Raw genomic sequence first — 15,024 nt, forward strand, 5'->3', positions numbered from 1 at the left:
AAATGGTAGACGGTACATCCATGATGCATTTACCTGAAGCAAAAGAAGGTAAAAAAATAAACCGTTCAAAGCAGGGGAAGATTTTATTATTAAGCTTAATAATATTCCTTATCTTCAGTATTTTTAGTGGGCTCTTGAATGGTGCCGCAAAGGTTTCTTTCGTTGATCTCCTCCATGTAATGCTTACACAAGATTTTTCAGTAAGTAGTAAAACGCGTGATTACCTCGTGCTTATCGACATAAGGCTTCCCCGTGTTATCTTTGGATTGTTGATTGGAGCAGCTTTAGCTGTCTCTGGTGTTCTTATGCAAGGGCTTTTCCGTAATCCTCTTGCAGATCCTGGAATTATAGGTGTATCAGCAGGTGCTGGACTTGGAGCAGTCTTAGCAATTGTTGTCGGTATTGCTTTTCCTATTTCATTTGCACCTTTTCTAGAGCCTTACAAAGTTATCATAGGTGCTTTTTTTGGTGGACTTTTATCAACGATTATTCTCTACATAATAGCAACGCATAATAGTTTTACCTCTATTGCAACCATGCTGCTTGCTGGTATTGCTCTTGGTGCATTAAGCAGTGCAGTTGTTGGAACATTGATTTTTATCGCAAATGACCAACAACTCCGTGATATCACTTTTTGGAGTCTTGGCTCTCTTGCGGGCGCTACATGGTTGAAAGTATGGCTCGTTCTCCCTTTCATCGTTATTGGTCTTCTTTTCTCTCCCTTTTTATCACGAGCACTTAATGCCCTTGCTCTTGGAGAAGCTGTTGCTGGCCATATTGGTTTCCATATTCAACGCGTTAAAAATATTGCTATTCCCCTTGTTGCTCTTATGTGTGGTAGTGCTGTTGCTGTCAGTGGCGGAATTGGTTTCATTGGTATTGTTGTTCCACATATTTTGCGTCAGCTAATTGGTCCCGATCACCGCTATCTTATTCCCTGCTCTGCTCTCTTGGGGGCAGCATTACTCATTTTTGCCGACACATTTGCGCGCCTCATTGTTGCCCCCGCAGAATTGCCAATCGGAATTGTTACAGCACTTTTTGGTGCCCCTTTTTTCCTTTGGATTCTTATATGCAAACGAGGAACAGACTTTTCATGATTGAAGCGACAAATATTTGTGTTCAGCGCGGAAAGAAGCAGATTCTTAAACACATTAATCTTCAAGCTAAAAGTGGTGCTTTTACCATTATTATTGGTCCTAATGGATCTGGGAAGAGTACTTTTATTAAAGCACTGAGTGGAGAAATTCCCTACAGTGGAAAAATAACCTTAAATGGTTATAATGTATGCCAAACAAAAACTCATGAAATGGCAACCATGCGCGCTGTGCTACCACAATCAACAACATTGGCATTTCCATTCTTAGTCTATGAAGTAGTAGAACTTGGTCTCTCCGCGAACCAATTCACCATCGCAAAAGATGAATTGAAAAACCTTACCCAAAAGGTTTTAGAATGCGTTGGTCTTGCTAACTATAGTGATCGATATTATCACCAATTATCAGGCGGAGAACAAGCTAGAGTACAACTTGCTCGTGTCCTTTGCCAAATCTGGAAACCTGTTCATAATGGAATTCCTCGCTGGATGATATTAGATGAACCTATTGCTAACCTCGACATCCAACACCAGCTTGTTGTTATGGATATTGCCAAAAATTTTGCCCATTCTGGTGGCGGCGTTCTTGCTGTTCTTCATGACCTCAATCTCGCAGCACATTATGCAGATAACATGATTTTGCTCAAGGAAGGAGAGGTTTATTGCGAAGGAAATGCAACTAACGTTTTGACAACACAAAATCTCCGCGATGTTTATCATTGTTCTTTAAACGTTTCTGAATTACCTAAAGAAGATATCCCTTTTATACTCCCTCAAACGGCATCCTCCTATGAAATTAAATCTCTAAGCTATCGGTTTCAATCTAAAAACTAAAGTCCATAGAAAAATAAAACATGCAAATATTCAAGAATTTTTTTTTATTTTTATATGAGTTTTTTTTGTCATCTGTCATTTTAAAAAATTGTTTTTTTTCGACTCTCTCAAGTATCATATTAACAGTATAGATTTCCTCTTCATACGCTAGAAAATAACGCGGAATTGCTCCGCGTTAACAAAATTATCAGGGTGGATGGATTATTATTACTCAAACATACTCATGATTTTATAGCATAGACAACGGTTGCATTAACAGGACGCGTTTCTGCCTCACCCGTATGGGAAAGAGTTACCTTGTGTGTATGTGCACCAGCAGAACCTGTTCTCCCTTTCAGGGTCGCATTATAAGTATAATGATTCGGTAGTCTCCCAATATCACCAACTGGCCATCCTACCCCTTGATACTCAAAATTATGCGCATGCTCGCCTGCATTTTCAATACTCCCAATATGCGTATGCGATTTTATGCTATCTTGTTGTTCATCTGCAAATTTTCTACCACCATCTAAACCCCGACCATTATCAAAGCCGCGTAAAAACATGCCTCTAAAATCAGGAACTTTAAAAGTTTTATTGCTGTCTTTTCCCCATTTATCACCTATTGCGTTGAATAACTGCGGATAATCTTCACGCTTATAGGCCTTACCATCACACAAAAGCCAACCATTTGGCACATTTTGCATAGCAAATGTTGCAATGAATCCAGAGGGAAAACTTTCTATCTTTGGTGGTGTAGGATTTAATAAGTACCACCCCTCATGCTCTTTTATTAAAACACCATTATTGTATACCATTTCATAAATGCCATCTGTTTGAAGTTCTCCACCTTCTAATGGTATAACCCCCACATCAGTTGCTTTATAGATAAGCTTTTCTCCTATATTATTAACAGTTATTTTTGTCGCGCCAATATTTACACCACAAGCTTTAAAACGTATGACGATATCATTGTTGTATTTCTTTATAGGCGAAACTGTCTTTAAGGTAATTAATGTTGTTTTATCTTCCACATTTACTATAAAGCTTGAATTAATAGATCCACCATTATCTGCAAGATATTCACGCACGCGCTGCATCATCGCCCGTGCACTATCATTAACAGAACTAGGCGGCTGACCTTCTGCCCAATTAATGATACTATCTGAATAAGCATTTTCATCAGCCTTTAGAGACCAATCGTAAATATTAGACATTATAAATCCCCCATTATTTTCATAGTTTTTCTAACAAACTCTCGTTCTGTGCACTAAAATGTGCTGCCGCTGTTGATTGGTACATCATAATCACTGCACCATCCATATTTACGCATTTTACCTCTCTTCACTCCTTACAATTTAATAACCTAAATTCACCAGATGCTTTTCATAACATTAGTATTAATGTTTTCTCTTCTAATGTGTAATGTAACTACCTCATCTGATGTTACTTAATATCTTGTTTTGTTGCTTTGCTGTTGTTATATAATTATTTTTTAAATCTTGCATCTTGTTGCAAAATTTATAAATACTGTTCAAAATTTTCCTTATTATGGATTTCATACAACCATTATCGAATGTAATAACTTATCATCCACATAGAAAGTTTCTGATTTAAACATCATCTTTTTTTATTTTTTTCAATAGTTTAAATCTATCGCGTCGATATTTTAAAACAAAAAAACTCTATCTTTTGGCTATCACTTGTATTAAAATTTTAAAAGTTAGCTTCAACTTCGTTGCATGCTTCATTATGCTTTTATTCACATGCAGATGCTTTGTTATATTTTATTCAATTTATTCCTGAAATTGTGTTACAAGGTCAGCACCAATGTTTTTTTGAACAAGCTTTTGTCTAATCTAAATGCACCATAGAAAATATATTCAATATGGACACTTCTTCACGCTTTCATTGAACTGGAAACGAAATACTTTGAAATACTAAAGAAACACCACACACCCTCACCAAATCTGAAGGTTGTATCCAATCCGGAAAATATTAAAAAACATAACCTAGCACCCTCCCCCAATTTTTATGAACAATACCCTTGTTTTTTTAAACGCCCCGTAATCAAATTCTCCCCTCCCGCACTTAGCATATCTCTATATATATTATTATATGTATATTTTTTTTGCAAGAATAATAAATCATTCTCAACAACATCTTGCAATTATTGGTGCTCTTCCCTATTCTTTCCGGCGTTTACCTCATTATTTAGTATAAGTGCACTACTTAAAAATGATTTTTTTAACAAGATCTAAAAGATAAACTGTTTTTTATATCTTTCATAATGTTCATAACCAGTTTTATGGTATTAGTGGGACAATACAAAGCGATTATAGAATGCTATAATAGTGTAGATAAAGAATTCACTAACGAATTTACCTATGAGTCTCTTGTTAACACATTTGTCTATCTCTGGGGTATACCAATCATCTTTGCCTGTATAGCTGCAGCTTTTATATGGCTACCAATTGTAACATCGCTAATAATAGCAATATTAGTGGGAATTTGGTTACTCCTCCTCATAATTCCCTACTTATTCCAAAATTAGTTTTTGGCTTTGTTAATCATTATCATAATAATTCTTTGTTTGCGTTTGTTTTATTTATTACCTATTTTAGTGTTTAAAAAAATTTTGACGCAAATTTACTCAATTTTTCTCTTGTTGTCTTATAATAATAAGAGCACTTCATTATAATTAGAAAGCTTTTTGTATATAATTAGTGATTTCTTATCTGTAATATTGTTGCACGATATCACATGACTCTTGAATAACTTTACCTTGAAAACAAAGAGTTTTATGTCTCAGAAAATGAATTTTTGCCTCATCTTAAGCTAAAACACAGCGCTTTGTGCGCATTTCTATTGCAAACTAATTAATGAATTTACGTAGTACTTTATGCTGAGATACATCCTTTTTCTTTCCTCTCTCTTCCAACTCTTTAAAAGTGTTGATGACATTTCAAGATGAAAAGCCTTTGTTCATTTTCATCATCATTTTTTAATTCCGCTTTACGATTTTTAAAACATTCAAGGCAATATTATTTTTAATAATAAAGATTAGGTATTGTTTCACGCTTTTGTTTATCGCACTCTTAATGGGAACATCCCCTCATGAAAAATAGAATGCCCCACACAAAATATAATGATATTGCATATCACGCACTTTATTAAAGAAATATTGCTTAAAATATACTCCGTTCATTTTACGACAGCGCACGTCAATGATACAATGATAAGCCATTACAGATCATCATCTTTAAGCTTTTGAAGATACAAGCTAGAACCCATTATACATTTTGTTGGTCCCCACATTGCGATAGTCCTCGCATCTGAGAATGTTCATGAATGACTTTTGGCTTCCTTTCTTCAAGTGTTTTGCCCCATATGCTCCCACTGATGACGTGCAAGGAAGTGATTTTATATGAAAAGATGTATGATGAGAGAATCTTATAGTATTCTGAGTTATTATTTTAATATGAAAAAATCTCAATCAGAGCTATAAACTATCTACTTTTTCCTTGATAATCCGTTTTTAACTTTATTCTTGTTTATAAAAGCTTCAATATCACAGTTTATCACTTCATAATATCTATTTTCACTCTTAAAAAACACACCAAAATCGTTTAAATATATTTTTATGATTGACAATATAGATATTTAAGCCAACCATATTCGTATTAGCAAAAATACTTTAAGTGGGAGGAGGCATGCAAATATGAGAATAGATATTGTATCAATTTTTCAAAATAAATTTTCTTGATCTTTATTGGGTTTGCTTTGCTATAAAGCAATACTATTCCTATTCATCCGAATACTCGTGATTGATAATTTGAATACATCCCCATTAACATCGTAACCTATTTTTGAACTCTGTGTCTATAAGGAAAAAGTTTGTGCAGAAAAATACTCCATCAATTAGTTGTAGCCCCTTTCCCGCTTCACGCAAAATTTATCAACAAAGTCCTATCTTTTCTGATGTGCGCGTACCATTGCGTGAAATTTCACTGACTGATGGCAGTGATGAAAAACCTTTAAACATCTACGATACTTCTGGCCCCTACACAGATAAAGATATGATCATTGATATTACAAAAGGCTTGCCAACAATTAGCTTGCCTTGGCTCTCTAAGCGGGATGATACTGAAACTTATCCTGCACGATTAGTAAAACCTGAAGATAATGGATTGGCTTCTGATAAAAACCTTACACCAACATTTAAACAAAAACGTCCCATTTTACGAGCAAAAAATGGCAAAGCAATTACACAAATGGCTTATGCGCGCGCAGGCATTATTACAGCGGAAATGGAATATGTGGCTATACGAGAAAATGAAGGATTAGCAGTAAAAGAACGGCAGAATGTACCATCAAATGAAACATTTTCTGGATCAATACCAGAAATTTATACTGCCGAATTTGTTCGCAATGAAATTGCTTGTGGACGCGCCATTATTCCACAAAACATTAATCATCCAGAGTGCGAACCCATGATTATTGGGCGTAATTTTCGTGTTAAAATTAATGCCAATATTGGCAATTCAGCAGTGACTTCATCTATGGAAGAAGAAGTTGATAAAATGGTTTGGGCCATTCGCTGGGGAGCAGATACAGTTATGGATCTCTCAACAGGTCGAAATATTCATAATATTCGTGAGTGGATTATTCGAAATGCCCCTGTTCCCATTGGGACTGTTCCACTTTATCAAGCACTCGAAAAAGTACAGGGTATTGCCGAAAACTTAACATGGGATATTTTCCGTGATACCCTTATTGAACAAGCAGAGCAAGGTGTTGATTATTTTACCATTCATGCGGGATTAAGATTACCTTTTATCCCTTTAACCGTTGATCGGGTAACAGGGATTGTTTCACGAGGTGGTTCTATTATGGCAAAATGGTGCTTGCATCATCACAAAGAAAGTTTTCTTTATGAACATTTTGATGAAATTTGTGATATTGCACGCACGTATGACATCTCTCTTTCCTTGGGGGATGGATTGCGCCCTGGCTCTATTGCCGATGCCAATGATGAAGCCCAATTTGCAGAGCTTAAAACTTTGGGAGAATTGACAAAAATTGCTTGGGAAAAAGATGTACAGGTTATGATTGAAGGTCCTGGGCATGTCCCAATGCACAAAATTAAAGAAAATATGGAGCAACAATTAGATCTCTGTCACGAGGCGCCTTTTTATACTTTGGGACCTCTTACAACCGACATTGCTCCTGGGTATGATCATATTACATCAGCAATTGGTGCCGCTATGATTGGATGGTTTGGAACAGCTATGTTGTGTTATGTAACACCTAAAGAACACCTAGGACTCCCCGATAGGAATGACGTAAAAACTGGTGTGATCACTTATAAAATTGCTGCTCATGCCGCTGACCTTGCCAAAGGTTTGCCTAGAGCACAATTGCGCGATAATGCTCTTTCGCGTGCACGATTTGATTTTAGATGGCATGATCAATTCAACCTTTCTCTTGATCCGGAAACAGCCTGTGCCTTTCATGATGAAACAATGCCTAAAGAAGCCCATAAATTGGTACATTTTTGTTCCATGTGTGGACCAAAATTCTGTTCTATGCGTATTTCTCATGATATTCGTGAGGCAGCAGCAATAAGAAAAACAAAAGGGGAAGGTATGATCGCCATGGCCGAAAAATATCAAAAAAATGGTGATCTTTATATGGAAATCGTTTCTCCTCAAAAAGAGAAAGTAAACAGTTGAAGAACATTCTTATCAAAGGTGCAGGTGTAGGCGGCTTAACGGTTGCCTTTATGTTACAGCGAAAAGGTGTTTCTGTTACTATATCAGCTCCCCCTCATTCTCCTATAGGAAGTGCTAGTTGGTATGCAGGAGGAATGCTCGCACCTTACTGTGAGAGAGAAAATGCGGAACAGATTGTTGAAGATCTTGGTATACAAGCTATACAGTGGTGGCGTAAAATGCTCCCCAACCTTGTCATACAAAAAGGCACTTTAGTGGTTGCACCTACACGAGATAGAGGAGAGCTTGAACGATTTTCTGGGCGCACGCATAATCACAAAACCATAGATAATACAGAAATAGCTCATCTTGAACCAGATCTTGCGGAACGTTTTAACTGTGCGCTCTTTTATGAAAATGAAGCCCATATTGATCCTCGCAAAGCACTTATGGCTTTAAAAGAAAAGCTTCTCAACAATGGAGCGTGTTTTGTTGATGTAGAGACGGCTGAAACAAATTTTGATATTGTTATTGATGCGACAGGAATAGCCCGTTTAGGAAAAGATAAAAATATACGGGGCGTACGCGGCGAAATGCTTCTCGTGCGCTGTACCGATATTAAAATTTCGCGTCCAATTCGTCTTCTTCATCCACGGTTTCCTCTCTACATTGTACCTCGACAAGATAATATCTTTATGATTGGCGCAACAATGATTGAAAGTGACTTTGATGGTGCAATCTCAGTGAGATCAATGATGGAACTGCTCAACGCGGCTTATACTTTACATCCTGCTTTTGCTGAAGCAGAAATTATTGAATCTGGTGTTGGTGTTCGTCCATGTTATCCTGATAACTTCCCTTCTGTGCATAAAGATGGTAATTGTATTTCTATTAATGGATTTTATAGACATGGTTTTCTTTTGTCTCCAGAAATGGCAAAACGAGCAATGAAATTGGCATTGGAATAAAGCATGCAAATATTTGTTAATGGTGAAACAGTCCAAACAGAAGTTATGACTCTCGGTCTCTTACTTGAAGAATTGGGGTATGAAGGAAATTGGCTTGCAACCGCTGTTAACGCTGAAGTTGTTTCCATAGATGCACGAAGCCAATTTGTCTTGCATGAAGGAGATAAAATTGAAATTTTAAGCCCAATGCAAGGAGGCTAAAATTATGCTGAATCTTTATGGACGACAATTCTCTTCCCGTCTTCTATTAGGTACAGCGCAATATCCTTCACCAGCAATTCTTCGTGATGCTATTCATAAATCGAATACGGAAATTGTGACTGTTTCCTTGCGTCGTGAAACGGCAGGTGGAAAACAAGGTGGACAATTTTGGCAATTTCTTCAAGAACTTGGGGTAACAGTGCTTCCTAATACTGCTGGTTGTTATACTGTTAAAGAGGCCGTAACCACAGCGCAATTAGCAAGAGATCTCTTTAAAACAGCTTGGATTAAACTCGAAGTGATAGGAAACCCAGACACCTTACAGCCAAATATTTTTTCCTTAATCGAAGCAGCGCAAATTTTAAACAATGAAGGTTTCAAAATTTTTGCTTACACAACGGATGATCTCATTGTTGCTGAAAAACTTTTCGACATTGGTTGCCGTGTTATTATGCCTTGGTGTGCTCCTATTGGTTCTGCCAAAGGACCTCATAATACTGATGGATTGCGTTCTATCCGTGCTTACCTTCCTGACGCTACTCTTGTTATTGATGCCGGCATTGGACGCCCATCACATGCTGCCATTGCGATGGAACTCGGTTATGATGCAGTACTGCTTAATACCGCAGTTGCTAAAGCAGGTGATCCTGTCTTAATGGCTGAAGCATTTTCTAAAGCTGTTCAAGCAGGACGTATGGGATATAAAGCTGGCATGATCGAAGCACGCAATGTAGCAGTCCCTTCAACGCCAGTCATTGGAAAAGCAGTATTTTCATGAAACTGGATCCATTTTACCTCATCGTTGATAACGCTGATTGGGTTGAACGTTTGCTCCCTCTTGGCATCAAGCTCGTACAATTGCGTATGAAACATGAAAATCAACAAATAATCCGTCAACATATCAAGCGCGCAAAAAACATATGCAATAAATTGGAAGCACAATTAATTATTAATGATCATTGGGAAATAGCAATTGATGAAAAGTGCAATTTTATTCATCTGGGACAAGAAGACCTAAGCAATGCTGATCTTCACGCAATTCGTAAAAGTGGTATAAAAGTTGGTCTTAGTACACATGATGAACATGAATTGGATATCGCACTCTCTGTTAATCCTGAGTATATTGCACTTGGTCCTATTTATCCGACAATCTTAAAAAAAATGAAATGGATGCCGCAAGGACTAGAAAAAATCAAACAATGGAGAAAGCGGATTGGTGCTTTACCTTTGGTGGGTATTGGTGGTTTAACACCAGAACGCGCAGTTGATGTTTTAAAAGCAGGAGCAAATAGTGCTGCTGTTGTGACTGATATTATCCTCCATAAAAAACCTGAAGAGCGTGTCCAGCAGTGGATAAAAGTGACACAAACATGGCGTTGATACCTTCCATTCTTATTGTTGCGGGCACGGATCCTACAGGAGGTGCCGGTATTGTTTGTGATATAGAAACCGCTGCACATTTTCAAATAAAAGCAAATTTAGCAATCACTTGTGTTAACGTACAAGATGATAATCGCGTTGCCGAAATCATTCCAATGCGTGGAGATCTCGTCGCTGCGCAAATGCGTGCTGCCCTAGAAGCAAATCCAATAAGCGCAATAAAAATCGGTATGACGGGGACAAAAGCAATTATAGCAGCAATCTGTAACGTACTCAAAGACTATCCCCATGTTCCAGTTATTTTGGACCCTGTACTTGTCGCTTCATCAGGAGGAAAACTAACAACGGAAACAATCATCGACACTATGATCGATAAACTGCTTCCTCATGTTACTCTTTTAACACCGAATAGAGAAGAACTTGCTTTTCTTAGCCAAAGTCCATTGGCATCTCATGATGAGCAAGCAATACAACAAGCAAAAAAACTTTTGTCATTGGGAGTTCGATCTATTTTAGTAAAAGGAGGACACGCAGAAGGTCCTCTTGCAATTGATAGCTTCATTGACAAAACTGAAGTCATAAATATTTCTACGCCACGTTTAAAAGGAACAATGCGAGGAACAGGTTGCATTCTCTCAAGCGCTATTGCTACGCATTTAGCATTAAATGAACCTCTCATTTCAGCTGTAAAAAAAGCAAAAGCATATATCCACACATTGCTTTTAACCCATTGTAAAAACAGTTTGTAAAGTCTTAATATTTTCTCATATAAAAGTAATATTTATATATCTCATTCATATTTTTAATATTTTTAATAAAAATTATTAAAAAAAAGATAAAAGTATAATAATAAAAAATTTATACTTAATTTTACAAATAAAATACTATAAAAGTCACTTTCATTAATTATTAAATATAGAATATAATGATCAAAAATGTTATCATACCACTTGCATTCAGTAGAGAATTCTTTTATTATAAAGAGCTTAGTCTGTTTAAAAAGTTAAAATAGCGTAATTTAAACAAATTGTACATTTAAAGATGTATATAATCGCGAACACTCGCATTTTACGATTTGCCTTTTTTGTGAAAAGAGAGAATCCTATCAGCGTTCTTGTGCATTAATGGCTAGCGAATACATTTATAAAACTTGAAGGATAATTTTGTTTGATCTATAGTTGCTAGATCATTAGAAAAAATAAAATGTTAAATCAAACGCCGTGCTCAATTTCCTATGAAGAACTCTTAAACTTTTATAAAGAAAGTGGTGCGGATGCTGTTCTGACAGATTTCCCCATTAATCGTTTTAAGCAGTCTGCTTGTTCAGAGAGAAAATTAATATCTGTCGTGAACATTTCTCATAATCAACAAACATCTCCCACCGTAAAATTAGATCATCGTCCGCTGCATAACTCTAGGGGGGCTATACAAAATGAACCCACAGCTATAGAGAGTGCAAACAATGCAAAAACACTTGATGAATTAAAATCTGTTCTCCTTGCATTTAATGGCTGTTCACTAAAATTGACAGCAAAAAATACCTGCTTTTCAGATGGAACAGCAGGAAGCCCCCTGATGCTTATAGGCGAAGCACCAGGACGAGAAGAGGATATACAAGGAATTCCTTTTGTGGGAAAAGCAGGGATGTTGCTTAATAAAATCCTCGCATCAATTGGCTTAACAAGAAATAATGTTTACATTGCCAACACTATTCCTTGGCGTCCACCAGGAAATCGTACACCAACACCAAGAGAAGTTGCCTTGTGCCGTCCTTTTATTGAACGGCACATTTATTTAGCGCGTCCTCGTGTACTTATAGCACTGGGAGGCATTTCTGCACAGCTTCTTACGGGATCTCAAAATGGGATTATCCGAACACGAGGGAAATGGCATATTTATGAAAGTGAGGATAATATTAAAATACCTGTTATGCCAACTTTCCACCCTGCCTACCTTCTCCGAACCCCTAGTCAAAAAAAACTTACATGGATAGACTTCTTAGAAGTAAAAAATCGCCTCGATAGCCTTTTGTAATTCTGTAATCTTCTTTGACTCTAAAATTAAACACCTTCTTTAACTCTTAAAATACGAATGGGAAAAACTATGGAACAGCCAACAACATCTATTTATCGTTTGGAAGACTACCAGCCAACCCCTTACGCTATCCCTAAAACACAACTTTCCTTCCAATTGGCACCAACAAAAACCTATGTTACAGCCATATTGTCTATTGAACCCCGTCACAATACAAAAGAATTAACACCTCTTGTTCTTTCTGGTGATGATCTTACTTTAATTTCCGTTTCTATCAATGGTGAGACGTTAGCCCCAAACACTTATAAAGTGACGCCTTCACGTTTAGAAATTACAAACCCACCAGCGGCTCCTTTTACATTGAAATTGGTTACGGAACTGAATCCTGAAAGCAACCGCCAACTTATGGGCCTTTATCTTTCAAATGGTGTTTATTGCACACAATGCGAATCGGAAGGCTTTCGTCGTATTACTTATTTTTACGACCGCCCAGATGTTCTTTCTACCTATAGAGTGAAAATTGAAGCAGATTCCCAAACAATCCCAATCTTGCTTTCAAATGGTAATCTAGTGGAAACAGGAACTTTAGAGAATAATCGCCATTTTGCCATTTGGGAAGATCCTTATCCCAAACCATCTTATCTCTTTGCTTTAGTAGGTGGAGATCTTGATAAGTTAGAAGATCATTTTACAACTGTATCTGGACGACGTATCGAGCTTGGTATCTATGTGGAAAAAGGAAAAACCAAACGCGCAACCTATGCAATGGATGCTCTTAAACGTTCCATGCGTTGGGATGAACAATGTTTTGGGCGCGAATATGATCTTGATGTTTTCAATATTGTTGCTGTGTCCGACTTTAACATGGGAGCAATGGAAAATAAGGGACTTAACGTTTTTAATGATAAATATGTTCTGGCAGATCCTGAAACAGCAACCGATCAAGATTATAGAAATGTTGAACGTGTCATTGCACATGAATATTTCCATAATTGGAGCGGTAATCGTATTACCTGTCGCGATTGGTTTCAACTCTGTTTAAAAGAAGGATTCACTGTTTATCGTGATCAGGAATTTTCATCAGATCAAAATGTACGCAGCCTACAGCGAATTGAAAATATAAAAACATTAAAAGCTACTCAATTTGCCGAAGACGCTGGTCCCCTCGCTCATCCTGTACGTCCTCGTCAATATAGCCAAATTAACAATTTTTACACCACAACTGTTTATGAAAAAGGTGCTGAGGTTGTTCGCATGATACGGACTATTTTAGGACCCTCTCTGTTTCGTAAAGGTACTGATCTTTATTTTCAACGTCATGATGGACAAGCTTGTACAATTGAAGATTTTATCACCTGTTTTGCTGAAGTATCTGGTCAAGACTTTTCCCAATTCATGTTGTGGTATGAACAAGCTGGAACACCAAATGTAGAAATCGATAGTCATTATAGCGATGGTGTTTTAACAATTCATGCAAAGCAACATATTCCGGCAACCCCACAACAAAATACAAAAAAGCCCATGCTTATCCCTATATTATTTGGCTTGTTAGGACCTAATGGAGAAAACCTCACCTATGAAGCGGATACAGATATTCAATCAAACGTTATGCTTTTATCCAAGGAAAACCAAACGTTTACATTAAAGGGTCTGCGTGAAAAACCTGTTTTATCACTGCTTAGAGACTTCTCTGCGCCAATCAATCTACAAACTCCATTCAATGAAAGCGAACTTATTTTTCTTGCACAACATGATGACAATCACATCAATCGCTGGCAATCTCTTAATCATTTAATGACGCAAGCTTTGATTCAAAGCATTCAAGATGAAACAAAAGCAAAAGAGGGGATGCCCTCTGCTTTGATAAAATTGATTGAAGCTATCATTACAGATGAAAGTCTTGAACCTGAGTTTCGTGCATTTTGTTTAAGTTTACCGAGCGAAGTTGAACTTGCCCATACACTTGGTAAAAATGTTGACCCAGAGCGTATTCATCATGTGCGCAATCAGTTTTTAGCTTCGCTCGCACATACACATCAAGGGCTCTTCACAAAATTTTATGGGCAAATGCAAACCAAAGAGCCCTATTCATCAAACACTGTACAAGCTGGAAAGCGAGCATTAAAGAATATAATACTGGATTATCTTTCCATTACTGAGGCCAATCCAAATCGTGCTGCCGCACAATATGCAACAGCTGATAATATGACTGACCGTATGGCTAGTATCGCTGTTCTCGTGAAGCGTTTTAATGAAAGTGAGCAGGCGCAAAATGCCTTAAATGATTTTGAAAACCGCTATCACCATGATCCTTTGGTCATGGATAAATGGTTCTCCATTCAAGCAATGGTTGCAGGGGCATCAACGCTCGAGAATGTTCAAAAGCTCATGCAACACCCGCTATTTTCAAAAGACAATCCCAATCGTGTGCGTTCCCTAATCGGTGTCTTTTCCTCTAACAATCTCACGGGCTTTAACAGGATGGATGGAGCATCTTATCATTTTCTTTGCCAAATCATTTTGGAAATTGACAAAAAAAATCCACAGCTCGCTTCACGATTATTAACGACGATGCGCTCTTGGCGACAATTAGAACCCATTCGACAACAAAAACTTGAAACTGAATTAAAAACAATTGCTGCTGCGCCAAAATTATCAAGCGATGTCGCTGATATTATCAACCGTCTGCTCACTTGAAACGAAAAATTATTTTAAATCAATATTCTATAATATTTTTTAAATAAATTCTACAGACTATTCGATCATCATTAAATCTATAAACAGGCAATCTAAGCCTGTTTATAGATCATGTTTAAAG

At 37.1% G+C, this 15,024-nt stretch carries 11 protein-coding genes; 10 read left to right on the plus strand and 1 reads right to left on the minus strand.

Features of this window, described 5'->3' with window-relative positions; translation table 11 throughout:
• The first annotated feature begins 2 nt into the window (after positions 1 to 2).
• Both ACFIKD_RS01520 and ACFIKD_RS01525 read left to right on the plus strand, forming a co-directional pair.
• Positions 3 to 1,100 (plus strand): FecCD family ABC transporter permease, encoded by a 1,098-nt coding sequence (locus tag ACFIKD_RS01520; protein ID WP_375644884.1) that lies wholly within the window; start codon positions 3 to 5, stop codon positions 1,098 to 1,100.
• A complete protein-coding gene (locus ACFIKD_RS01525; RefSeq protein WP_375644883.1) occupies positions 1,097 to 1,930 on the plus strand; it encodes a heme ABC transporter ATP-binding protein in 834 nt (277 codons plus the stop codon). Before ACFIKD_RS01520 ends, ACFIKD_RS01525 begins: the two co-directional genes overlap by 4 nt.
• A 221-nt stretch (positions 1,931 to 2,151) precedes the next feature.
• On the opposite strand, the gene ACFIKD_RS01530 is transcribed toward ACFIKD_RS01525, so the two are convergent.
• Positions 2,152 to 3,126: a phage tail protein gene (locus ACFIKD_RS01530; protein ID WP_375635698.1), complete on the minus strand. Its 975-nt coding sequence runs from the start codon at positions 3,124 to 3,126 to the stop codon at positions 2,152 to 2,154.
• Between the two features lie 2,682 nt (positions 3,127 to 5,808).
• On the opposite strand from ACFIKD_RS01530, the gene thiC reads away from it, so the two are divergent.
• The 8 genes from thiC (at position 5,809) to pepN (ending at position 14,903) form a co-directional block, all read left to right on the plus strand.
• Complete coding sequence (gene thiC, locus ACFIKD_RS01535; protein WP_375647034.1) at positions 5,809 to 7,644, plus strand: phosphomethylpyrimidine synthase ThiC; 1,836 nt, start codon at positions 5,809 to 5,811, stop codon at positions 7,642 to 7,644.
• Entirely contained in the window at positions 7,641 to 8,591 is a 951-nt protein-coding gene (thiO, locus tag ACFIKD_RS01540; RefSeq protein ID WP_375647035.1) for a glycine oxidase ThiO, read from the plus strand. Before thiC ends, thiO begins: the two co-directional genes overlap by 4 nt.
• Positions 8,592 to 8,594: 3 nt before the next feature.
• The gene (gene thiS / locus ACFIKD_RS01545; protein WP_012754917.1) at positions 8,595 to 8,792 is read left to right on the plus strand and encodes a sulfur carrier protein ThiS; all 198 of its coding nucleotides are present in this window, start codon (positions 8,595 to 8,597) and stop codon (positions 8,790 to 8,792) included.
• 4 nt (positions 8,793 to 8,796) lie between these two features.
• On the plus strand, positions 8,797 to 9,570 hold the full coding sequence (locus ACFIKD_RS01550) for a thiazole synthase (protein ID WP_012754916.1): 774 nt from the start codon (positions 8,797 to 8,799) through the stop codon (positions 9,568 to 9,570).
• A complete protein-coding gene (locus ACFIKD_RS01555; protein WP_375644879.1) occupies positions 9,567 to 10,172 on the plus strand; it encodes a thiamine phosphate synthase in 606 nt (201 codons plus the stop codon). Before ACFIKD_RS01550 ends, ACFIKD_RS01555 begins: the two co-directional genes overlap by 4 nt.
• Positions 10,163 to 10,921 (plus strand): hydroxymethylpyrimidine/phosphomethylpyrimidine kinase, encoded by a 759-nt coding sequence (locus tag ACFIKD_RS01560; protein ID WP_375647036.1) that lies wholly within the window; start codon positions 10,163 to 10,165, stop codon positions 10,919 to 10,921. The genes ACFIKD_RS01555 and ACFIKD_RS01560 overlap by 10 nt, the downstream gene beginning before the upstream one ends.
• A gap of 454 nt (positions 10,922 to 11,375) precedes the next feature.
• Complete coding sequence (locus tag ACFIKD_RS01565) at positions 11,376 to 12,206, plus strand: uracil-DNA glycosylase family protein (protein WP_375647038.1); 831 nt, start codon at positions 11,376 to 11,378, stop codon at positions 12,204 to 12,206.
• Positions 12,207 to 12,275: 69 nt separating this feature from the next.
• The gene (gene pepN, locus ACFIKD_RS01570) at positions 12,276 to 14,903 is read left to right on the plus strand and encodes an aminopeptidase N (RefSeq protein WP_375647039.1); all 2,628 of its coding nucleotides are present in this window, start codon (positions 12,276 to 12,278) and stop codon (positions 14,901 to 14,903) included.
• Positions 14,904 to 15,024 lie beyond the last annotated feature (121 nt).

The organism is Bartonella sp. CR84HXZ (genome assembly GCF_042194535.1).
GTDB classification, from domain to species: domain Bacteria; phylum Pseudomonadota; class Alphaproteobacteria; order Rhizobiales; family Rhizobiaceae; genus Bartonella; species Bartonella grahamii.